Raw genomic sequence first — 19,675 nt, 5'->3', positions numbered from 1 at the left:
TCAAGGCGTTCCCAGAATTTCCACCACCTTGTCGCGCAACTGGTCGATGCTGAACGGCTTGCCGATCATGTGCATGCCCTCCGGCACATCGAAATTCTCGGCATAGCCACTGGCAAACAGCACCGGCAGCAATGGCCGCGCCGCACGGGCCTTGGCCGCCAACTCTCCACCGCGCATGTCCGGTAGGCCCACGTCGGTCACCAGTAGGGCCAGTGGCTGGCTGGCATCCTCGATTACCTTCAGCGCCGCCGTGGCATTTTCCGCTTCGAGGGTGCTGTAGCCCAATTCATCGAGCACTTCGACCATCAGCATACGGACGATGTCGTCGTCTTCGACTACCAGAAGTTGCATGGTGGGTTCCCTGTGAAAAAGTCATGTCTCTACTCTGTGCGCCAGGCACTGACAGAAGTTCCCGAGGATACCGACTGTTGCAAGTGGAGGGAACGATTCCGACACGCAGCCTTCAAATACTGGCTAAATGCCCTGCCGAAGCGGCCCAAGCGGGTTAGACTCGCTTGTTAACCGGTGAGCGCAGCGGCAAACAAGAACAGGCTTCAGCCGCCACACTTTTCAATGGACTTTTTACGCGCGGGCGTTTTCAGATGATTCAAGCAGCCTCGATGGACCAGCAAAGCTTTCGCAAGCTGTTGAGCCGAAATATCGGCCTGCCCCTGGCAGTGGGCCTGCTCGGCGCCGTGGCTTTTGTCGCGGTGATCAACTACCTGCTTTCGGCCATGCAGTGGGTCGAGCACACCGATCGGGTGATCGGTAATGCCAACGAAACGGTCAAGCTGTCGATCGACATGGAAACCGGCATGCGCGGTTTTCTGATCACCGGTGACGAACGCTTCCTCGACCCCTACGAGGTGGCCAAGCCGCGCATCCTCGGTAGCCTGCAGAGCCTGCGCGGCATGGTCGAGGACAATCCGCAACAGGTCGACCGCATTGACCGGCTGATCGCCTTGCAGAACGCCTGGAACGCGTTTGGTGGCGAAATGATCAGCCAGCGCCGCAGCGGTGGCGACTACCGTGCTTCAGTCGGCAATGGCCGCGGCAAGCGCATCACCGACGAGATCCGCAAGGAGTTCGACGGCCTGATCGGCACCGAACAGCAGTTGCGCATGGCGCGCACCGAGAAGGTCAGCGCGGTTACCGTCACCGCCATTTCCGCCTTCGTGCTGTTGATCGTCGGCCTCAGCGCCTTGCTTGCCTACCTTGGCCGTCGCGATCTGCTGGCGCTGTCTGGCAGCTACACGGAAAACCTGCAGGCTCAGCAACGCGCCGCCGAGCGCCTGGAGCACCAGGCCTGGCTGCGCAACGGCCAGACCCAGCTGGCCGAGCAGGTGATGGGCCAGTTGACGTTGCCGATGCTCGGCGACAACATCCTGCGCTTTTTCGCCAGCTACCTGGGTAGCGTGGTCGGTGCGCTCTATGTGCGCGACGAACATGGCCGCCTGGTACGCGTGGCCAGCTACGGCCTGGCAGCCGAGGAGCAGGCCCGTCAGCAGGTGCTGGGTGACCACGACGGCCTGCTGGCCCAGGCCGTGCGCGAGGGGCGCCTGCTGCGCCTGGACGACCTGCCAGAGGACTACTACCACCTCAGCTCGGGCCTGGGCAGCGGCCTGCCGCGCAGCGCGCTGCTGATGCCGGCCCGTGATGACGGCCAGATCAACGGGGTGATCGAACTGGGCTTTCTGCGCCCGCTGCAAGAGCGTGACGACGAATTGATGCAGCGGGTCGGCGAGAACCTCGGCATTTCCATCGAAAGCGCCCGATACCGCCAGCGCCTGCAGGAAGTACTGGCCGAGACCCAGCAGCTCAACGAAGAACTGCAGGTGCAGCAGGAAGAACTCAAGACCGCCAACGAAGAGCTCGAAGAGCAATCGCGGGTGCTCAAGGAGTCCCAGGCCCACCTGGAAACCCAGCAGGCCGAGCTGGAACAGACCAATGAGCAGCTGTCCGAACGCACCGACGCCCTGGACCGCAAGAACGACGAGCTCAGCCAGGCCCAGGAAGAACTGCAGGCCCGCGCCGACGACTTGCAGCGCTCGAGCAAGTACAAGTCCGAGTTTCTCGCCAATATGTCTCACGAGCTGCGCACACCGCTCAACAGCTCCCTGATCCTGGCCAAGCTGCTGGCCGAGAACGGCGAGGGCAACCTAAGCGCCGAGCAGGTCAAGTTCGCCGAGTCCATCTACTCCGCCGGCAACGACCTGCTGAACCTGATCAATGACATCCTCGACATCGCCAAGGTCGAGGCCGGCAAGCTTGAAGTGCGCCCCGAAACCACTCAGCTGGAGCGCCTGGTCGAAGGCTTGCGCGGTATGTTCCTGCCGTTGGCCGAGCACAAGGGCCTGGGTTTCGACGTCACAGTCGAGGCCCAGGTGCCGGCCACCTTGTTCACCGACCGCCAACGCCTGGAGCAGATTCTCAAGAACCTGCTGTCCAACGCCATCAAGTTCACCGAGCGTGGCCAGGTCAGCCTGAACATCGGCTACCAGGCGGGCAGTGGCATCGTCTTTTCGGTGCGCGACTCCGGTATCGGCATTGCCGCCGACCAGCAGCAGGCGATCTTCGGCGCGTTTCACCAGGTCGACGGCACCAGCAACCGCCGCTACGGCGGCACCGGCCTGGGCCTGTCAATTTCGCGCGACCTGGCGCACTTGCTGGGCGGGCAGATCAACGTCGAAAGCAGCCCCGGCCAGGGCAGCGTGTTCAGCCTGATCATGCCGGAACGCTACGAGTCGCAAGGCGAAGAGATCGAGGCGCTGAGCCTGCGCCCGGCCGTCGACAGCTTGCCGCCGTTGCCGTCGATTGCCGCGCCGGCAGTGTCCAAGCGCCCGGCCCCGACCTTCGGTGATGACCGCGAGCGCGCACCGTTTGGCAACCGCTGCATCCTGGTGGTCGAGGACGAGCCCAACTTCGCCCGCATCCTCTTCGACCTGGCGCACGAACTGGGCTACAGCTGCCTGGTGGCGCAGAGCGCCGACGAGGGCTTCGAACTGGCCCAGCAGTACATTCCTGACGCTATACTTCTGGACATGCGCCTGCCCGACCATTCCGGCCTGACCGTGCTGCAGCGCCTCAAGGAGCAGGCCACTACCCGCCACATCCCTGTGCATATCATTTCGGTGGAGGACCGTGTCGAGGCCGCCATGCACATGGGCGCGGTGGGCTATGCGGTCAAGCCGACCAGCCGCGAAGAGCTCAAGGAAGTCTTTGCCCGCCTGGAAGCCAAGCTGACCCAGAAGCTCAAGCACATCCTGCTGGTGGAGGACGACGATCTGCAGCGCGAGAGCATCGCCCGCCTGATCGGCGACGACGATGTCGAGATCACCGCCGTGGCCATGGCCCAGGATGCCCTGGCGCTGTTGCGCGAGAACATCTACGACTGCATGATCATCGACCTCAAGCTGCCCGACATGCTCGGCAACGAGCTGCTCAAGCGCATGACGGCCGAGGATATCCGTTCGTTCCCGCCGGTGATCGTCTATACCGGGCGCAACCTCACCCGGGAAGAAGAAGCCGACCTGCTCAAGTATTCGCGCTCGATCATCATCAAGGGTGCACGTTCGCCGGAGCGCCTGCTCGATGAAGTGACACTGTTCCTGCACAAAGTCGAATCGCAGCTGTCCCATGAGCGCCAGCGCATGCTCAAGACGGCGCGCAGTCGCGACAAGGTGTTCGAAGGGCGCAAGGTGCTGCTGGTGGACGATGATGTGCGCAACATTTTTGCCCTCACCAGTGCCCTGGAGCACAAGGGCGCCATCGTCGAGATCGGCCGCAATGGTCGCGAAGCCATCGAGCGCCTGGAGCAGCATGATGACATCGACCTGGTACTGATGGACGTGATGATGCCGGAGATGGACGGCTTCGAGGCCACCCGACTGATCCGCCAGCAGCCGCGCTGGCGCAAGCTGCCGATCATCGCCGTCACCGCCAAGGCGATGAAGGACGACCAGCAGCGTTGCCTGCAGGCCGGCGCCAATGATTACCTGGCCAAACCGATCGACCTGGACCGCCTGTTCTCGTTGATCCGCGTGTGGCTGCCGCAACTGGAGCGAATTTGACTAGCGAGCGCAATACCGACATCGAGATCCGGCTGCTGATCGAGGCGATCTACCTCAAGTACAGCTACGATTTTCGCAACTACTCCGGCGCTTCGATCAAGCGCCGGATCCTCCATGCCCTGCGCCAGTTCGACTGCCTCACGGTGTCGGCACTGCAGGAACGGGTGCTGCACGACCCGGGCATGTTCATGCAGTTGCTGCAGTACCTGACGATCCCTGTCAGCGAGATGTTCCGCGACCCCGGCCACTTCCTCGCCCTGCGCCAGGAAGTGGTGCCGCTGCTGCGCACCTGGCCTTCGATCAAGGTGTGGATTGCCGGCTGCAGCACCGGTGAAGAGGTGTACTCGATGGCCATCCTGCTGCGCGAAGAGGGCCTGCTGGAACGCACCATCATTTACGCCACCGACATCAACCCGCATTCGCTGGACCGCGCCAAGCAGGGCATCTACTCGATGCAGAGCATGCGCGAGTACGAAGAAAACTACCGCCTGGCGGGCGGGCGCCGCGACTTTGCCGAGTACTACACCGCGGCCTACGGCAACGCCATCATGGACAGCAGCCTGCGTGACAACGTGACCTTCGCCGACCACAGCCTGGCCACCGACAGCGTGTTTTCCGAAACCCAGCTGGTGTCGTGCCGCAACGTGCTGATCTATTTCAACAAGGAGTTGCAGGACCGCGCTCTCGGACTGTTCCACGAGTCCTTGTGCCACCGTGGTTTCCTGGTACTGGGCAGCAAGGAATCGGTGGACTTCTCGGCCTACAGCGATTGCTTCGAGCCGCTGGTCAAGCCCGAACGGATCTACCGCAAATCATGAACGGCGTACGCGCGGTGGTCATCGGCGCCTCGGCGGGCGGCGTCACGGCACTGTTCACGGTGCTCGGTGCGCTGCCGGCCGGTTTTGCCATTCCGGTACTGTGCGTGCTGCACCTGCCGGACGACCGCCATAGCCAGTTGGCCGAGGTGCTGCAGCGGCGTTTGCAGCGGCCGGTGCGCCAGGCGTGTGACAAGGAAACCATTGCCCCGGGGCAGATCTACGTGGCCGGGCCGGGTTATCACCTGTCGGTGGAAGCCGATTTCAGCTTGTCGCTGAGCCAGGAAGAACCGGTGCATTTCTCGCGCCCGGCCATCGATTATCTCTTCACCTCGGCGGCCGATGCCTATGGCCCCGGGTTGCTCGGCGTGCTGCTCACCGGGGCCAACGAAGATGGCGCCGAAGGGCTTGCCTACATCAAGAACAGCGGCGGCCGGACTGTGGTCCAGGACCCCCGCGATGCACAGGTGGCGTTGATGCCTGAGGCCGCTCTGGCCCGGCACGACCCCGACCTTATCCTTTCTCTGAGTGGTATCGGGCAGTTGCTCGCGACCCTGGAACCCAGCGCATGCTAAGCCACACCCCTGCCAAACTGCTGATCGTCGACGACCTGCCGGAAAACCTGCTAGCGCTGGCCGCCCTGATCCAGGGCGAAGACCGCGAGGTGCACCAGGCGCAGTCGGCGGAAGCGGCCTTGTCGTTGTTGCTCGAGCACGAGTTCGCCCTGGCCATTCTCGACGTGCAGATGCCGGGCATGAACGGCTTCGAGCTGGCCGAGCTGATGCGCGGCACGGAAAAAACCCGCAACATCCCGATCGTCTTCGTCACCGCTGCGGGGCGTGAAATGAACTATGCCTTCAAGGGCTACGAGAGCGGCGCGGTGGACTTCCTGCACAAGCCCCTCGACACCTTGGCGGTGAAGAGCAAGGTGTCGGTGTTCGTCGACCTGTACCGCCAGCGCAAGGTGCTCGACCGGCAGCTTCAGGCGCTCGAGCGCAGCCGCCAGGAGCAGGAACTGCTGCTGGGCCAGTTGCAGGTGGCGCGTGGTGAGCTTGAGCATGCGGTGCGCATGCGCGATGACTTCATGTCGATCGTTGCCCACGAAGTGCGCACGCCACTCAACGGGCTGATCCTGGAAACCCAGTTGCGCAAGATGCACCTGGGCCGCGGCAACCTTGACGCGTTCAGCGCCGAAAAGTTGCAGGCCATGGTCGAGCGTGACGAGCGCCAGATCAACAGCCTGATCCGCCTGATCGAGGACATGCTCGACGTGTCGCGCATTCGCACCGGCAAGCTGTCGCTGCGGCCGAAGGCGTTCGACCTGGGGCAGCTGGTGGCAGCCCTGGTGGAGAACTTCTCTGCTCAGGCCACGGCCCTGGACACGCACATCGAACTGCAGCGTTGCGACGCCTTGCAGGGCCTGTGGGATGAATTTCGTATTGAGCAAGTACTGGCCAACCTGTTGTCCAATGCGTTGCGTTATGGCGAGCGCAAGCCGGTGCATGTGCGGGTATTCGCCCAAGACGACATGGCCTGGGTACAGGTGCGGGACCACGGGATCGGCATCAGTGCCAATAACCAGCAGCGCATCTTCCAGCAGTTCGAGCGGGTTGCCACCCAGCAGGCCAGTGCTGGGCTTGGGCTGGGGCTGTACATATCGGAACAGATCGTCCAGGCACACGGTGGGCGGATACAGGTCGAGAGCGAGGTGGGGCAGGGTGCGACCTTCAGCCTGGTGCTGCCTTTGGCAGGGGTTAGCGAACAAAACGACCAGCTGCGGGCAACCTCCGCGTAAGCCTGGGGTCAGATGGCCAACTGTATGAATTTCAAGGCGTTGTCATGAGTGAAGATGCACAAGATGTGGTGCTGGTGGTCGAGGATGAACCGGCGATTCGGATGATCCTGCGCGATTATCTGGCGGGAGAGGGCTACCACGTGCTGGTGGCCGAGGATGGTGAGCAGGCCTTTGCGATTCTGGCGAGCAAGCCGCACCTGGATTTGATGGTGACGGACTTCCGCCTGCCCGGTGGCATTTCCGGGGTAGAGATCGCCGAACCTGCGGTGAAGCTGCGGCCGGACCTGAAGGTGATCTTCATCAGCGGCTACCCGGCGGAGATTCTAGAGTCCGGCAGCCCTATCGCGCGCAAGGCGCCGATCCTGGCCAAGCCGTTCGACCTCGAGACCCTGCACGAGCAGATCCAGGCGCTGTTGCGCTGAGCTGCTCAAGTAGAGCGATATTCCTGTGGGAGCGGCCTTGCGTCGCGAAAGGGCCGCGCAGCGGCCCCAGGATTTTCGCATCATGGCTTGGATGCTGGGGCCGCTTTGCGGCCCTTTCGCGACACAAGGCCGCTCCCACAGAGACCGTGCTCTACCTCAGGGTCCGCTCGATCCCGCCGACCAGCAAGCTCTCCATCAACCCAAGCCCCTGTTCCTCAGGCAAGCCCTTGAGCATCCCCGGCAGCTGGTTCAGCAATGTCGCCACCACATGCGCGGTCGCCAGCAACGCCTCACCCTGCAACGTCGCCCGTGGCGCAATCAGGCGCAGCAACCCCGCCTCGTAGCGCTTGCGCAACAACCCCAGGCACGCCTGCTGTTCCTCGCTCAGGCAGCACAGATCGCGCTCGGCCAAGCGAAACTGCATGGGCCGCTCGGCATGCAACTGCCAGTGCGCGGCAATCAGGCAGCCCATCGCCGACGCCCCTCGGGCCATGGCCCGGCGCCCTTGCTCCAAGGTAGCCTGCAGTTCTTCGTACAGCTCTTCGATCAGGTCGAACAGCAGGTCCTGCTTGCTGGGGAAATGGTGATACAGCGAGCCGGCGGTCAGGCCCACATGCGCCGCCAGCTCGCGCATGCTGACCTGGCCAAAGCCCTTTTCGGCGAACAGCGCCATGGCCCGGTCGCGTCGCTCTTCGAAGTTGGCACAGCGTATGGCGGCATTGACCGGGGGCATGGCGTGCGCTCCTCAGTAGGTGAAGAAGCCGCGGCCGGTCTTGCGCCCCAGCCATCCGGCCGCGACCATTTCCTTGAGCAGCGGGGCAGGGCGGTATTTGCTGTCGTTGAAGCCTTCGTGGAAGGCCTCCATGATCGCCAGCAGGGTGTCCAGGCCGATCAGGTCGGCCAGGGCCAGCGGGCCGATCGGCTGGTTGCAGCCCAGGCGCATGCCGGTGTCGATGTCCTCGGCGCTGGCCAGGCCTTCCTGGCGCACGAAGATCGCTTCGTTGATCATCGGCACCAGGATGCGGTTGACCACGAAGCCCGGGCGGTTGCCGGCGGTGATTGGCGTCTTGCCAAGCTTTTCGGTGACCACCAGCGCCTGGGCATAGGTGCTGTCGCTGGTCTGCAGGCCGCGGATGATCTCGACCAGGGCCATCATCGGCACCGGGTTGAAGAAATGCACGCCGATGAAGCGCTCAGGGTGCTCGATGCTGGCGGCCAGCTGGGTCACCGACAGCGACGAGGTGTTGGTGGCGATCAGGCAGTCGGCGGTTACGTTGGCTGCCACCTGCTGCAGGATGCGCTGCTTGAGCTGCAGGTTCTCGGTGGCCGCCTCGATCACCAGCTGCGCGCTGCCCAGCTGGGCGTAGTCGGTGCTGGTGCGGATGCGGGTTTTCGCCGCCGCGGCGCGCTCGGCATCGAGCGTGCCCTTGCTCACCTGGCGCTCCACGTTCTTGCTCAAGGTGGCCACGCCACGCTCCAGCGCGGCCTCGGCAACGTCCACCAGCAAGACCTGGTAGCCGGCCACCGCGCACACCTGGGCGATACCGTTGCCCATGGTGCCGGCGCCGATCACGGCAATCTGTTCAATGGTCATGGTTCAGTTCCCTCAGACGCGCTCGAAGACCACGGCAATGCCTTGGCCGCCGCCGATGCACATGGTGGCCAGCGCGTAGCGGCCCTGGATGCGTTGCAGTTCGTGGATGGCCTTGGTGGCGATGATCGCCCCGGTGGCGCCGACCGGGTGGCCGAGGGAAATGCCCGAGCCGTTCGGGTTGACCTTCTCCGGGTCGAAGCCGAGCTCGCGGGCCACGGCGCAGGCCTGGGCGGCGAAGGCTTCGTTGGACTCGATCACGTCCAGGTCGTGGACGTTTAGGCCAGCCTTTTCCAGCACCTTGCGGGTTGCCGGGATCGGGCCCAGGCCCATCAGTTCAGGCTCGACACCCGCGTGGGCATAGGCCACCAGGCGCGCCAGGGGCTTCAGGCCCAGGCGGCGCACGGCGTCACCGGTGGCCAGCACCAGGCCGGCGGCGCCATCGTTGATGCCGCTGGCGTTGCCGGCGGTGACGGTGCCGTCTTTCTTGAATACGGTCTTCATGCCGGCCAGCTGTTCGGCAGTCACATCGGCGCGCACATGCTCGTCGACGGCGAACTGCACGGTGCCTTTACGGGTTTTCAGCTCCAGCGGCACGATCTGGCTGTCGAAACGGCCTTCGGCCTGGGCGCGGGCGGCGCGGCGTTGGCTGGTGAGGGCCAGTTCGTCCTGCATCTCGCGGCTGATGCCGTGTTTGGCCGCGACGTTTTCTGCGGTGATGCCCATGTGGAAGTGTTCGAACGGATCCTGCAATACGCCAACGGTGTAATCGATGCCTTGCAAGTCGCCCATGCGGGCGCCCCAGCGTGCCTGCGGCAGCAGGTACGGACCGCGGCTCATGGACTCGGCACCGGCGGCCAGGGCCACCTCGGCGTCACCCAGCAGCAGGCACTGGGCGGCCGAGACGATGGCCTGCAGGCCCGAACCACACAGGCGGTTGACGTTGAAGGCCGGGGTTTCCTTGGGGATGCCGGCGTTCATCGCCGCTACCCGCGACAGGTAGGCATCGCGTGGCTCGGTAGGGATGACAGTGGCCATCACCATGTGGCCGATCTGCTCGGCGGGCACGCCCGAGCGCTCGATGGCGGCGCGGGTCACGGCGGTGGCCAGGTCGGCCAGTGGCAGGTCCTTGAGGGAACCACCGAAACCACCGATGGCGGTACGGACGGCACTGACGACGTAGATTTCTGCGCTGCTCATAGAGGCTCCGATTGCGAAGGCATGGCGGGAACGGGCCAGGCTCTGCGAGAATGGCCGCCGATCCCGAGGTGGGTTCGAGTCTAGGCAAAGGCTCTGTTGCAGCCTATGCCGGATCTGTTCAGTCAACCTGGCACTTTTTGCCACTCAGCATAGACAGCGAATTCCGCCATGCGCGATAGCGATTCGGTCGCGGTGTATTTTCTCAATGCCATGCTGCATGCCTTGCGCGGCCAGCCTGAAGTGCTGGAGGCGCGGCTGCGTGGGGTGGGCATCGACCCGGCCTTGCTCGGCCATCCCCAGGCACGGGTGCCGGCCAAGGCCTTCGCGCGCTTGTGGCTGGAGCTGATCGCGTTGCTGGACGACGAGTTCTTCCGCCTCGACAGCCATGGCATGCCGCTGGGCAGCTTTGCCCTGATCTGCCGTGGCTTGATCCAGGAACCCAACCTGGAGAAGGCTCTGCGCCAGTGCATGGGCAGTTTCGCCCTGTTCCTGCGCGACTTGCGGGGCAGCCTCACGATACGCGGCGGGCGCGCGGTGATCAGCGTGCAGTCGGCGATCGCCGACCCGCTGACCCGGGTGTACGCCGAAGAAACCTACCTGGTGCTGATGATCGGCCTGCTGTGCTGGCTGGCCGGGCGGCGCATCGTTATCGACCGCACGGAGCTGGCGGTGGCGCGTCCGGCCCAGGACGATGACCCGCTGCTGTGGGGGCCGGACCTGCGCCTGGGCAGTGGGCGCACCGAAGTCGAGTTCGACAGTGCCTGGCTGCGCCTGCCGGTGGTGCAGGACCTGGCCGGCCTGAAGACCTTCCTGCGTAGCGCCCCGCAGGGCCTGGTGATCCGCTTTCGCAATCAGAACGGGCTGGTGGCCGAGGTCTATCGCCATTTGCGCGCACGTCGCTATGGGCAATGGCCGACCCTTGCGGCCATGGCCGAGCAGCAGGGGATCAGTGCCAGCACCTTCCGCCGCCAGTTGGAGCGCGAAGGGCGTTCGTATCAGCAGATCAAGGATGAAGTACGCCGGGCGATGGCCTTCGAGCGCTTGCGCGAAGGCACTTTGAGCATCGCCGAGATTGCCGAGCAGGCCGGCTTTCAGGAGCCCAGTGCGTTTCACCGGGCGTTCAAGAAGTGGACGGGGCAGAGCCCGGGCAGCTATCGGGCCAGGCTGGCCGGGCTAGCACACCTCAATCTTGCAGGTCGGCAGCCAGAGCCTTGACCCGCTTCAGGTCACCTTCCGCAATTCTTGTAACCCTTGTGCCGTAATCGGCGTCGGCTTTGTACAGGAACGACAGGATGATGTGTTTGCTCTGCTCATCGGCGACAGCCAGCGACTGACCAAAACTGTTGACCAAGTCGCGCTGCTCGCTTTTCGAATAAGCGCGGTAAAGGTCACCCGCCTGCTTGAAGTTCTGTTCCCGGGTGATGCCTCGTTGCTGGGTGGTGCCGCTCAAGGCCAATTCACTGTAGCGGGCAGAGTCGGTGGTGCTGCGCGGCTGCAGGCGGCTGGGCTGGTAGTTGACCATGTCACGGGTGCGGTTGGGGTTGAGTGCACCGTCCTGGTTGCCACTGTTGACCGCCGCCCGCGGCTGGTTGATCGGCAGGCTGCCGGCGTTGGCTCCGATCCGGTACATCTGGGTGTCGGCGTAGGAGAACAGTCGGCCCTGCAGCAAGCGGTCTTCGGAGGGCTCTATACCTTTGATCAGGTTGGACGGTGCCAGGGCGACCTGTTCGGTTTCCTGGAAGAAGTTGCCGACATTGGCTTGAGCACCATCTGCCCGACCCGGCGCTCGGACACGCCCGGCCAGACCTTGGTGGCGTCCAGCGGGTCGAAGTCGAAGTCCGCCAGTTGCTCGGGGCGCAGTGTCTGGATATAGAGGTCCCACTTGGGATAGTCACCACGGGCAATGGCCCCGACTAGGTCCTCGGTCATGTGGCTGAAGCTTTTGCTCTGGATCTGCTCGACAGCCTTGGGGTCGAGGTTTTCCTGGCCCTGCAGGCTCTTCCAGCGGAACTTCACGTAGGTGGATTCCCCTTTGGCATTGATGAACTTGTAGGCGTGCACGCTGTTGCCATCCATGTGCCGATAGCTCTTAGGCGTGCCTTCGTTGGAGTACAGCAGGGTCAGGGTGCGGGTGGCCTCTGGCATGTGCGAGAACAGGTCGAAGCGCCGGGCGTCGTTGCCGAGGTTGTTGCGCGGGTCGGGCTTGAAGGCGTGGACCATGTCGGGGAACTTGATGGCGTCGCGGATGAAGAACGTCGGGAAGTTGTTGCCGACCAGGTCCCAATTGCCTGCCGTGGTGTAGAAGCGGGTGGCGAAGCCCCGCGGGTCGCGCAGGGTTTCCGGAGAGTGCAAACCATGCACGACCGACGAGAAACGCACGAAGACCGGGGTTTTTTCGCCTGGTGTGAACAGCGGCGCCGAGGTCAGCGCGGACAGGTCTTCGGACGCGGTGAATTCGCCATGGGCGCCGGTGCCGCGGGCGTGCACCACGCGTTCGGGGATGCGTTCGCGGTCGAAGCGTTGCAGCTTCTGGATCAACTGCACGTCTTGCAGCAAGGTCGGGCCAGCGTTGCCGGCGGTCTGGGAGTGCTGGTTGTCGCCGACCGCTGCGCCGTTGTCGCGAGTCAGGGGCATGGCGAGCAGCGCGGGGCTCGCGAGGACAGTTGCACACAGCAGCGTCAACGCAGGGCGATTTGAGCGGGTCGAAAGCATGGTAGCGGCACTCGCTGGATCAAGGGAGTGCCGATGCTAGTAATCCTGCAGGAGCCCCACAGTAAGGCGGCTCATCTCATGCTGTAGGACGTGTGGCGTAGATAGCCGCAGGATCGATGTGCGGCAGCGTCAATAGCCATCGTCGTTCAACGCCAGGCTCTGGCGCAGCTGTTCGACCATCGACACCCGCAGCGTTTCCGGCGCCTTGACCCGGATCGAACCGGCCTGGGACAGCAGCCAGCCCATCAGCGCACGGCTGTCTTCAACCGTGGCCGCGAGCATCGCGCCGCCTTTGTCGTGTGGGGCCAGGCGCATGTCCTCGGACAGCGGCTGGTCTTCCAGGCGCCGCGCCAAGCCATCGTCGACCCAGGCCCGCAGTTCGATCTGCTGCGAGGGGGTGAGCAGATCTGGTTGCAATTGCTGCGCCTCATCCAGGCTCAGGCCTGGCTGCCAGTACCAGCCGTAGGGCATGCCCTTGCTGTTGCAGTGCAGCGGGAACAGCGTCGTCAGTTCGTTGAGGTCGCGCTCGACGGTACGCTTGCTGGTCTTGTGGCCAGCCTTGGCCAACGCAGCCTGCAGCTGCGTGGAACTCATCCCGGGGTGGCGGTCTGGCAGGAGCTTCAGCAGCTGCCATTGGCGGGCGATGGTGTGGCGGGTCGGGTGGCTGGGCACGGGAGTTTCGTCCTTGAAGACCAGGTATGGGGATCTGGGTGATGGCACATAGCTATCTCAAGAGCATACTCTGTCAGTGGATGGGATCCAAGTTTACTGTGTATTTCACAGGCCGTTGCGACGCGAGAGGTCGATCACCTTGTAACAAGCCATGGCAGTTGCCAGCGTCCGGCCCCGGGCATCCTTGAGTTCGCCTTTGGTGTAGCAGAGCTTGCCAGATCGCCTGTACAGCTTGGCCACCCCAGTGATCTGTCCCGGTACGGCAGGGTGCACGAAAACCGTCGACATTTTCAGCGTCACCGCAACTTCATGCTGTTCTAGTAATGCGTAAATGGCCGGCCCCATGCAGTCATCGAGCATCGCGGTCAACATCCCACCCTGGATCTTGCCCATGGGGTTGGTGAGTGAACTGGAGGCATCGAATTCCACGGTGATTTCGCGCGTGCGATGCTCATGCTTGAGCAGTTGCCAGCCAAGCAAGCGGGCTGCGTTGGGGATGGGGATCAAACCGGCGACTGCTTGCCAGAACAAGTTCTCTTTCATGATGTTGGCTCCCTGCATTCACATGTTGATCTTGGCCAATATGCCGAACAGAAAACCCAGCCACGTAAGCATTGCTGTCAGCCAGCCGAGCATGACCGGCGGAGAGGCATTGGTTCGGCGTTTTACCTGACTGCTCACCACGATGATCGGTGTGATGGCAAGCAGGCAGTAGCCCTGCAGCAGCACCAGCAGATTCAGCGGAATGTGCAGGCGATGCAGTTGCAGAAGCATCACCAGCCCCGCGCAGGCAATGGCCAACCATCCCCAGCCGACCATGCGCAAGAAGGTCAGCAGCAAGAACTGCAACGAGGCGTCCAGAGCCTGCCATGGCCGCCCTATTGCGGCGGCATGGTAGGGCATGAACCGGGAGCGGCTGGCATAGATGAGGGCAAGCACAGCGATAATCAGCAGTGCCGCTCCGTAACTTGTCAGGTGAAGCCAGATGAGCCATTGCATGGGTTCTGAACCTCTGAGTGCCTCGGCGCAATGGTTGCTGGGATCAGGCAGAGGGTCTACTGGCAGAAATGGCTGGTGGCAAAATGCTGGCTGGTCAAGCAGCCGCAATGCTCCATTCGACCAAGCGGCTCGCAAGCGTCATCGCAGGCTCTGTTGCAGTGCCTCGATAAACACCTCTTCAGCCCGGCTTAACCGCTGTTCCTTGTTCCACAACAGGTGAATGTCCACATCGGCAATCCCTTCCGCCGGCGGCAGCTTCCACAGCAAACCCGCCGCTACATCCGCCGCCACCACATGCTCGGGCAGGCAGCCAATGCCGAACCCGGCGATAACCAGTCGGCGCACCTCTTCAAGGCTGGGGGACGAGGCCACGATTCGCCCGGAAAACCCTTGCTGGTCGCGGAAAATGGTCAGCGGCGACAACATGCCGCCAATCTGGTCGCTGGTGAAACTTACGAAATTCTCCCGCTGCAGATCGCCCTCGGCCTGGCCGAAGAGGGCATGGTGCTTGCCGCAGAAAAACGCATAGCGCTGGCGCAGGAACAGGCGCTGTTCCAGCCGTGGCTGCGGCCGGCGGTTGAGGCTCAGGCCCGCGGTGGCGGTCTTTTCCTGCAGAGCGGCGACGATGTCCGAGCTGCGCATCACGTCGATTTCCAGGTCCACCCGTGGGTGCTGGCGATGGAAGTCTGCCAGCAGATCATCGAACTGCTCGCTGACGATGCGGCTGATCATCAGCAAGCGCACCTTGCCCACCAGTTCGTCCGCCGGCTGTTCCAGCAACCCGCCGATCTGCGACATCTGCCCATAAACCTCGCCGGCCAACTGAAACAGTTGTTCGCCCATGTCGGTGAGCACGAAGCGTGGCCCGCGGCGGGCGATCAGCTGGCGGCCAAGCTGTTCCTCCAGGCGCTTGAGCGCCTGGCTTACGGCCGGTTGGGTCAGGTGCAGGCGCGCGGCGGCGCGGCTGATGGACAACTCCTGGCCGATCACCCGGAAGGTGCGCAGCAGGTTCCAGTCGAGGCGGTCGTTGAGCAGGCGGTCGGACATGGCAGGCTCGATGATAAGCAGGGCTAATAGTGCGAATAATAAATAGAAAATTGACTAATCATAGCCCCGGGACGATAAATCGCAGTCAGAGCGCCGCCAGAGCGCCACCGTGACCCCGTCAACTCCTGCCAGAAAAACAAGCAAAGGAGCCCCCATGAAGCCCACCGCTTCGCCCCAACCGCGCCGTGCCGCCGCCGCCGCGTTCATCGGCACCATGATCGAGTGGTACGACTTCTACATCTACGCCACCGCCGCTGCCCTGGTGTTCGGTGCCTTGTTCTTTCCCTCCGACGACAGCCTGTTCAGCACCATGGCCGCCTTCGGCACGTTCGCCGTGGGTTTCTTCGCGCGGCCGCTGGGCGGCATCGTGTTCGGCCATGTGGGTGACCGCATCGGCCGCAAGAAGTCGTTGGTCATCACCTTGTTGATGATGGGCATCGTCACCGTTTGCATCGGCCTGTTACCAACCTATGCGCAGATCGGCGCCGCCGCGCCGGTGCTGCTGATCATCCTGCGGGTGGTCCAGGGCATCGCCGTAGGTGGAGAGTGGGGCGGGGCGGTGCTGATGGCCGGCGAACATGCGCCCAAGGGCCGGCGCAATTTCTTCGCCTCGTTCGCCCAGTTGGGCAGCCCGGCAGGCCTGATCCTGTCGCTGCTGGCCTTTGGCGCGGTGACCCGCCTGCCGGAGGATGACCTGATGAGCTGGGGCTGGCGCGTGCCGTTCCTGGCCAGTGCGCTGTTGCTGCTGGTGGGCCTGGCGATTCGCCTGGGGGTCAACGAATCGCCCGAGTTCATTGCCAGCCGCGAGCAGGCGGCCAGGGCCCAGCGCAAGGAGCAAGCGCCGGTACTGGAAGTGCTGCGCACCGCCTGGCGACCGCTGTTGCTGTGCATCGGTGCCAACACCCTGGGCATCGCCGGGGTCTATTTCACCAACACCTTCATGATCAGCTACACCACCCAGCAGCTGCATCTGGAGCGCTCGCTGATCCTCGAATGCCTGTTCTTCGTGGCGATCATCCAGTTCTGCGTGCAGCCACTGGCCGCGTGGTTCTCGGAAAAACTCGGTGCCACCCGCTTCCTCGCCCTGGTCGCATTGCTGGCGATGGCCTCGCCGTACCCGATGTTCGTGCTGGTCAGCTCCGGCGAAGGCCCGCTGATCGTGCTCGGCATCGCCCTGGCGGCGGCCTGCATGGCCTCGTTCTACGCGGTGATCGCCGGCTACGTCAGCGGCATGTTCGAAACCCGCGTGCGCTACACCGCGATTTCCCTGGCCTACCAAGTGTGTGGTGCCATCGCGGGCGGCCTCACGCCGCTGATCGGCACCTGGCTGGCCCACACCTTCACCGGCCTTTGGTGGCCGATGGCAGTTTTCTACACCCTGATCGCCACCATTTCGCTGGTCTGCGTGCTCGCCCTGGCGCGCCAGTACGCCCGTAGCCAGCGCCTGGAACTGGCCTGATTGATTCACCTGATTTGGAGTACCCGCACATGTTGAAAAGCAATGGCGAACGCCTCTGGGCGAGCCTGATGGCCATGGCCGAAGTCGGCGCCACCGCCCGCGGTGGCAGCTGCCGCCTGGCCCTGAGCGACGAGGACAAGGCCGGCCGTGAACTGTTCAGCCACTGGTGCCGCGAGGCCGGCCTGACGCTGAGCGTGGATGCCATCGGCAACCTGTTCGCCCGCCGCGCCGGCAGCGACCCAGCGGCGGCCCCGGTGATGATGGGCAGCCATCTCGACACCCAGCCTGAGGGCGGCCGTTTCGATGGCGTCTATGGTGTACTGGCCGGCCTTGAGGTGGTACGTCGCCTGAATGACCTGAACATCCAGACCCGCAAACCGCTGGAAATCGCAGTGTGGACCAATGAGGAGGGCGCACGCTTCACCCCGGCCATGTTCGGTTCGGCGGTGTTCACCGGCACCCTGGCGCTGGACCAGGCTCTGGCCATCCGTGATGCCGATGGCATCAGCGTCGCCGACGAACTGCAGCGCACGGGTTACGCCGGCAAACGCCCGTTGGGCGGCCAGGTCGATGCCTACTTCGAGGCGCATATCGAGCAAGGCCCGATCCTTGAAGACAATGCCAAGGCCATCGGGGTGGTCAGCGGTGGCCAGGCCATCCGCTGGCTGGACGTGGCCGTCGAAGGCATGGCCGCCCATGCCGGCACCACACCGATGCCATTGCGCAAGGACGCTCTGTATGGCGCAGCGCGGATGATCCAGGCGGTCGAGCAACTGGCGGCTGATTTTGCGCCAGAAGGCCTGACCACCGTGGGCGAACTATCGATTGCGAAGTCCTCGCGCAACACCATCCCCGGCGCGCTGCGCTTCACCGTCGATCTGCGCCACCATCGTGACGAAGCCATCGAAGCCATGGAGCGTGACCTGACCCTGAAGCTGCAGGGCATCGCCAACCAGCGCGGCCTGCAGGTGCGCATCGAGCGCCACTGGGTCAGCCCGGCCACGCCGTTCGATGCCGACTGCGTGGCCGCCGTGCAGCAGGCGGTGGACGGCCTTGGCTATGCCCAGCAGTCCCTCGTCAGCGGCGCTGGCCACGACGCCATCCTGCTGGCCCGCTACTGCCCGACGGCGATGGTGTTCATCCCCTGCGTCGGCGGCCTGAGCCACAACGAAGCTGAAGACGTGCTGCCCGAGGATGCCCGCCAGGGCGTCGACGTATTGCTCAACGCCGTGCTGGCCCGCGCCGGCCAAGTCGAACAAGGAGAAGCCTGATGCGTTGCTACTTCCACCCCGAACAGCTGCTGCACCATCCGCGCAGCTACTACTCGCGCGGTGCCATGCGCACCCCGCAGGAAGTCCCCGAACGCGCCCAGCGCCTGCTGCAGGCCGCCAAGGACCTGGGCTTCGACATCCGCCAGCCCGCCGATGCCGGCCTCGCGCCGCTCAAGGCGGTGCATGGCGAGGCCTACCTGGCGTTCCTCGAAGAGGCCCATGCGCGCTGGAAGGAAGTGCCCGAGGACTGGGGCGACGAGGTGATGTCGAACATCTTCGTGCGCGAGCCCAACGCCCTGCGCGGCATCCTCGCGCAGGCCGGGCGCTACCTGGCGGACGGCAGCTGCCCGGTGGGCGAGCACACCTGGCATTCGGCCTACTGGTCGGCGCAGAGCGCGGTGGCCGGGGCCCAGGCCATTCTCGATGGTGAACCCGCAGCCTATGCGCTGTGCCGGCCGCCTGGGCACCATGCGCGGTTTGATGCAGCGGGTGGGTTCTGCTACATCAACAATGCCGCTGTTGCCGCCCAGGCCCTGCGCAGCCGTTACAGCCGGGTGGCGATTCTCGATACCGACATGCACCACGGGCAGGGGATTCAGGAGATCTTCTACGAGCGTAGCGACGTGCTTTACGTGTCGACCCATGGTGATCCGACCAACTTCTACCCGGGTGTGGCGGGGTTCGAGGACGAGCGCGGCAGTGGTGCGGGAGAGGGGTACAACCTGAACCTGCCGATGGCACATGGGGCCAGCGAGGCGGACTTCATGGGGCAGCTTGAAATTGCGCTGGCTGCGGTGCAGGACTTTGGCGCCGAGGTGCTGGTGCTGTCGCTTGGGTTCGATATCTATGAGCTGGATCCGCAGAGCAAGGTGGCGGTGACGACGGAAGGGTTTGCGGCGCTGGGCGAGCGGATACGGGCGTTGCGGTTGCCTTGCGTTATTGTTCAGGAGGGGGGGTATCACCTGGAGAGCCTGGAGGCCAATGCGCAGGCGTTCTTTGCGGACAAGGCGGATTGGCGATAAGTACAGGGTGCCAGCAGCAGTGGTGTCATCGAAATGGTCGGGACAGGCGAGGGCGATGCTTTAGCCCAGAATAAATGCTCGGGGCAACTGATATTTTTGTCAGTTGTCCGGTTTCCGAGAGCGTGTGAGCCTGTTGTCGCAGTACAGGGAATTCACTGTTCTTTCGGAGATCAATCATGGGAAGTGTAAAAGTCGCCAATACTAATTTGCTCGACCTGCCGATCCTGCTGGATTATGCGGAAGTGGACTCAAATCTGGATGGCAAAGTTTCCTACGCTGAGGTGTCAAGGTATTTCAATGGGCAGCTCGAGCGACTGCGTGTTGAGCGCGCCTACCTTGATGATCAGCATAGGCAGCTGGAGGATAAGCTCAAGCAGGTTGCCCAGAAGTTCACGTATCTGCAGAAAAAGTGCTCGGCGTTTAATGACACCAATCGTGATGGTTATGTTTCGTTCGATGAGTTCAAGGCTGCACTGGCGAAAATTCCCGTTGCAGTAGAGTTGGAGTAATGACTGATAGGCGTGGTGCCTGACAGTTAGTTATGCATATCGCCGGGGCTGCTGCGCAGCCCTTTCGCTCGCGGGCGCTCGATCTTTCAGG

18 protein-coding genes and 1 pseudogene are annotated in these 19,675 nt (G+C 63.6%); 10 read left to right on the top strand and 9 right to left on the bottom strand.

Going from position 1 to position 19,675, the window contains the following annotated elements:
* Complete coding sequence (locus ACLEJU_RS25390) at nucleotides 1–351, bottom strand: response regulator (RefSeq protein WP_435423939.1); 351 nt, start codon at nucleotides 349–351, stop codon at nucleotides 1–3.
* Nucleotides 352–602: 251 nt separating this feature from the next.
* Here ACLEJU_RS25390 and ACLEJU_RS25385 point away from each other — a divergent pair, with 251 nt between their 5' ends.
* From ACLEJU_RS25385 to ACLEJU_RS25365, 5 genes are read left to right on the top strand one after another with little or no spacing between them, the layout of a single operon-like run.
* Nucleotides 603–4,070 carry a response regulator gene (locus ACLEJU_RS25385; protein ID WP_435423940.1) on the top strand — a complete coding sequence of 1,156 codons (3,468 nt, stop codon included), beginning with the start codon at nucleotides 603–605 and terminating at the stop codon, nucleotides 4,068–4,070.
* Nucleotides 4,067–4,888, top strand: a complete 822-nt coding sequence (locus tag ACLEJU_RS25380) for a CheR family methyltransferase (RefSeq protein WP_435423941.1) — start codon at nucleotides 4,067–4,069, stop codon at nucleotides 4,886–4,888. Before ACLEJU_RS25385 ends, ACLEJU_RS25380 begins: the two co-directional genes overlap by 4 nt.
* The gene (locus ACLEJU_RS25375; RefSeq protein ID WP_435423942.1) at nucleotides 4,885–5,460 is read left to right on the top strand and encodes a chemotaxis protein CheB; all 576 of its coding nucleotides are present in this window, start codon (nucleotides 4,885–4,887) and stop codon (nucleotides 5,458–5,460) included. The genes ACLEJU_RS25380 and ACLEJU_RS25375 overlap by 4 nt, the downstream gene beginning before the upstream one ends.
* The gene (locus ACLEJU_RS25370; RefSeq protein ID WP_435423943.1) at nucleotides 5,454–6,680 is read left to right on the top strand and encodes a hybrid sensor histidine kinase/response regulator; all 1,227 of its coding nucleotides are present in this window, start codon (nucleotides 5,454–5,456) and stop codon (nucleotides 6,678–6,680) included. Before ACLEJU_RS25375 ends, ACLEJU_RS25370 begins: the two co-directional genes overlap by 7 nt.
* Nucleotides 6,681–6,724: 44 nt before the next feature.
* A complete protein-coding gene (locus tag ACLEJU_RS25365; RefSeq protein ID WP_435423944.1) occupies nucleotides 6,725–7,102 on the top strand; it encodes a response regulator in 378 nt (125 codons plus the stop codon).
* A gap of 151 nt (nucleotides 7,103–7,253) precedes the next feature.
* Here ACLEJU_RS25365 and ACLEJU_RS25360 read toward each other — a convergent pair whose 3' ends face one another.
* The 3 genes from ACLEJU_RS25360 to ACLEJU_RS25350 are packed head-to-tail and all read right to left on the bottom strand — an operon-like array spanning nucleotide 7,254 to nucleotide 9,893.
* The gene (locus tag ACLEJU_RS25360; protein ID WP_435423945.1) at nucleotides 7,254–7,835 is read right to left on the bottom strand and encodes a TetR/AcrR family transcriptional regulator; all 582 of its coding nucleotides are present in this window, start codon (nucleotides 7,833–7,835) and stop codon (nucleotides 7,254–7,256) included.
* A 12-nt stretch (nucleotides 7,836–7,847) separates the two neighbouring features.
* The gene (locus tag ACLEJU_RS25355) at nucleotides 7,848–8,696 is read right to left on the bottom strand and encodes a 3-hydroxybutyryl-CoA dehydrogenase (protein ID WP_435423946.1); all 849 of its coding nucleotides are present in this window, start codon (nucleotides 8,694–8,696) and stop codon (nucleotides 7,848–7,850) included.
* Between the two features lie 12 nt (nucleotides 8,697–8,708).
* Nucleotides 8,709–9,893: an acetyl-CoA C-acyltransferase family protein gene (locus ACLEJU_RS25350; RefSeq protein ID WP_435423947.1), complete on the bottom strand. Its 1,185-nt coding sequence runs from the start codon at nucleotides 9,891–9,893 to the stop codon at nucleotides 8,709–8,711.
* 168 nt (nucleotides 9,894–10,061) lie between these two features.
* On the opposite strand from ACLEJU_RS25350, the gene ACLEJU_RS25345 reads away from it, so the two are divergent.
* Nucleotides 10,062–11,108 carry an AraC family transcriptional regulator ligand-binding domain-containing protein gene (locus tag ACLEJU_RS25345; RefSeq protein WP_435423948.1) on the top strand — a complete coding sequence of 349 codons (1,047 nt, stop codon included), beginning with the start codon at nucleotides 10,062–10,064 and terminating at the stop codon, nucleotides 11,106–11,108.
* On the opposite strand, the pseudogene ACLEJU_RS25340 reads toward ACLEJU_RS25345, so the two are convergent.
* The 5 genes and pseudogenes from ACLEJU_RS25340 to ACLEJU_RS25320 all read right to left on the bottom strand — a co-directional run bounded on the left by ACLEJU_RS25340 (nucleotide 11,077) and on the right by ACLEJU_RS25320 (nucleotide 15,323).
* Nucleotides 11,077–12,527: pseudogene (locus ACLEJU_RS25340) on the bottom strand (catalase). The gene ACLEJU_RS25345 and the pseudogene ACLEJU_RS25340 sit on opposite strands and share 32 nt — an antisense overlap.
* 207 nt (nucleotides 12,528–12,734) lie before the next feature.
* Entirely contained in the window at nucleotides 12,735–13,277 is a 543-nt protein-coding gene (locus ACLEJU_RS25335; protein WP_435423949.1) for a WYL domain-containing protein, read from the bottom strand.
* Nucleotides 13,278–13,382: 105 nt separating this feature from the next.
* Nucleotides 13,383–13,820 (bottom strand): PaaI family thioesterase, encoded by a 438-nt coding sequence (locus ACLEJU_RS25330; protein WP_435423950.1) that lies wholly within the window; start codon nucleotides 13,818–13,820, stop codon nucleotides 13,383–13,385.
* An 18-nt stretch (nucleotides 13,821–13,838) separates the two neighbouring features.
* A complete protein-coding gene (locus ACLEJU_RS25325) occupies nucleotides 13,839–14,276 on the bottom strand; it encodes a hypothetical protein (RefSeq protein WP_435423951.1) in 438 nt (145 codons plus the stop codon).
* A 138-nt stretch (nucleotides 14,277–14,414) separates the two neighbouring features.
* On the bottom strand, nucleotides 14,415–15,323 hold the full coding sequence (locus ACLEJU_RS25320) for a LysR family transcriptional regulator (protein ID WP_435423952.1): 909 nt from the start codon (nucleotides 15,321–15,323) through the stop codon (nucleotides 14,415–14,417).
* Nucleotides 15,324–15,477: 154 nt separating this feature from the next.
* On the opposite strand from ACLEJU_RS25320, the gene ACLEJU_RS25315 reads away from it, so the two are divergent.
* The 4 genes from ACLEJU_RS25315 to ACLEJU_RS25300 all read left to right on the top strand — a co-directional run bounded on the left by ACLEJU_RS25315 (nucleotide 15,478) and on the right by ACLEJU_RS25300 (nucleotide 19,584).
* A complete protein-coding gene (locus tag ACLEJU_RS25315) occupies nucleotides 15,478–16,782 on the top strand; it encodes an MFS transporter (protein WP_435423953.1) in 1,305 nt (434 codons plus the stop codon).
* A 29-nt stretch (nucleotides 16,783–16,811) separates the two neighbouring features.
* Entirely contained in the window at nucleotides 16,812–18,053 is a 1,242-nt protein-coding gene (locus ACLEJU_RS25310) for a Zn-dependent hydrolase (protein WP_435423954.1), read from the top strand.
* The gene (locus ACLEJU_RS25305; protein ID WP_435423955.1) at nucleotides 18,053–19,075 is read left to right on the top strand and encodes a histone deacetylase family protein; all 1,023 of its coding nucleotides are present in this window, start codon (nucleotides 18,053–18,055) and stop codon (nucleotides 19,073–19,075) included. Before ACLEJU_RS25310 ends, ACLEJU_RS25305 begins: the two co-directional genes overlap by 1 nt.
* A 176-nt stretch (nucleotides 19,076–19,251) precedes the next feature.
* Nucleotides 19,252–19,584, top strand: coding sequence for an EF-hand domain-containing protein (locus tag ACLEJU_RS25300; RefSeq protein WP_435423956.1), 333 nt, complete (start codon nucleotides 19,252–19,254; stop codon nucleotides 19,582–19,584).
* Nucleotides 19,585–19,675 lie beyond the last annotated feature (91 nt).

The organism is Pseudomonas sp. SMN11 (genome assembly GCF_052041945.1).
Lineage (GTDB): Bacteria > Pseudomonadota > Gammaproteobacteria > Pseudomonadales > Pseudomonadaceae > Aquipseudomonas.
This window is presented reverse-complemented; position numbering and strand designations above follow the sequence as displayed.

Excerpts from the sequence above, each read along its gene's own strand:
- ACLEJU_RS25390 (WP_435423939.1), bottom strand. The coding sequence starts at position 351 with ATGCAACTTCTGGTAGTCGAAGACGACGACATCGTCCGTATGCTGATG.
- ACLEJU_RS25385 (WP_435423940.1), top strand. The coding sequence starts at position 603 with ATGATTCAAGCAGCCTCGATGGACCAGCAAAGCTTTCGCAAGCTGTTG.
- ACLEJU_RS25375 (WP_435423942.1), top strand. The coding sequence starts at position 4,885 with ATGAACGGCGTACGCGCGGTGGTCATCGGCGCCTCGGCGGGCGGCGTC.
- ACLEJU_RS25370 (WP_435423943.1), top strand. The coding sequence starts at position 5,454 with ATGCTAAGCCACACCCCTGCCAAACTGCTGATCGTCGACGACCTGCCG.
- ACLEJU_RS25365 (WP_435423944.1), top strand. The coding sequence starts at position 6,725 with ATGAGTGAAGATGCACAAGATGTGGTGCTGGTGGTCGAGGATGAACCG.
- ACLEJU_RS25360 (WP_435423945.1), bottom strand. The coding sequence starts at position 7,835 with ATGCCCCCGGTCAATGCCGCCATACGCTGTGCCAACTTCGAAGAGCGA.
- ACLEJU_RS25355 (WP_435423946.1), bottom strand. The coding sequence starts at position 8,696 with ATGACCATTGAACAGATTGCCGTGATCGGCGCCGGCACCATGGGCAAC.
- ACLEJU_RS25350 (WP_435423947.1), bottom strand. The coding sequence starts at position 9,893 with ATGAGCAGCGCAGAAATCTACGTCGTCAGTGCCGTCCGTACCGCCATC.
- ACLEJU_RS25345 (WP_435423948.1), top strand. The coding sequence starts at position 10,062 with ATGCGCGATAGCGATTCGGTCGCGGTGTATTTTCTCAATGCCATGCTG.
- ACLEJU_RS25330 (WP_435423950.1), bottom strand. The coding sequence starts at position 13,820 with ATGAAAGAGAACTTGTTCTGGCAAGCAGTCGCCGGTTTGATCCCCATC.
- ACLEJU_RS25325 (WP_435423951.1), bottom strand. The coding sequence starts at position 14,276 with ATGCAATGGCTCATCTGGCTTCACCTGACAAGTTACGGAGCGGCACTG.
- ACLEJU_RS25320 (WP_435423952.1), bottom strand. The coding sequence starts at position 15,323 with ATGTCCGACCGCCTGCTCAACGACCGCCTCGACTGGAACCTGCTGCGC.
- ACLEJU_RS25315 (WP_435423953.1), top strand. The coding sequence starts at position 15,478 with ATGAAGCCCACCGCTTCGCCCCAACCGCGCCGTGCCGCCGCCGCCGCG.
- ACLEJU_RS25310 (WP_435423954.1), top strand. The coding sequence starts at position 16,812 with ATGTTGAAAAGCAATGGCGAACGCCTCTGGGCGAGCCTGATGGCCATG.
- ACLEJU_RS25305 (WP_435423955.1), top strand. The coding sequence starts at position 18,053 with ATGCGTTGCTACTTCCACCCCGAACAGCTGCTGCACCATCCGCGCAGC.
- ACLEJU_RS25300 (WP_435423956.1), top strand. The coding sequence starts at position 19,252 with ATGGGAAGTGTAAAAGTCGCCAATACTAATTTGCTCGACCTGCCGATC.